A 649-nucleotide genomic window follows, 5' to 3' on the forward strand; every position below is an offset into this window, starting at 1 on the left:
TACGGCCCGCTCCTCCAACACCCCCCGACCACGCGCCAGCGAATACCCCACATCCCGCGCATCGAGACGAGAGCCGGCCCCCACGAACCCGGCCAACCGCTCCACCTGACCCCGCAACCCCGCCACCGACCGACCCGACACCACCCACGGCACCACCCGGTCGACCGTGGCGACATCGCCACCCGGCCCGACACCGACCGTGCTCTCAGCCGCTTCGACATCCCGGCCCCCAACCGGAACAGACTCATCCGAAGCCGACTCGTCCGGGGCCTGCTCAACGATCACGTGAGCGTTCGTGCCACTCACCCCGAACGCCGACACCCCCGCCCGACGCGGCACCCCCACCCCCGGCCACTGCCGCGCCTCGGTCAACAACCGCACCGAACCCGCAGACCAATCCACATACGCCGACGGCTCATCCACATGCAACGTCCTCGGCAACACCCCATGCCGAATCGCCTGAACAAGCTTGATCACACCCCCCACCCCCGCCGCCGCCTGCGCATGACCGATGTTCGACTTCAACGACCCCAGCCACAACGGCCGATCGACCACCCGCCCCTGCCCATACGTCGCGATGATCGCCTGCGCCTCGATCGGATCACCCAACGTCGTACCGGTACCGTGCGCCTCCACCAGATCAACATCA

The 649-nt window shown here is 68.4% G+C and carries 1 protein-coding gene; it reads right to left on the reverse strand.

The window, feature by feature from the left end; all coding sequences use genetic code 11:
• Nucleotides 1-649, reverse strand: a 649-nt coding sequence (locus ACSC1Q_RS43015; RefSeq protein WP_436764515.1) for a ketoacyl-synthetase C-terminal extension domain-containing protein, incomplete at both ends; no start/stop codon positions are given.

It is taken from the genome of Streptosporangium heterodermiicola (assembly GCF_051390675.1).
Classification (GTDB): Bacteria; Actinomycetota; Actinomycetes; order Streptosporangiales; family Streptosporangiaceae; genus Streptosporangium.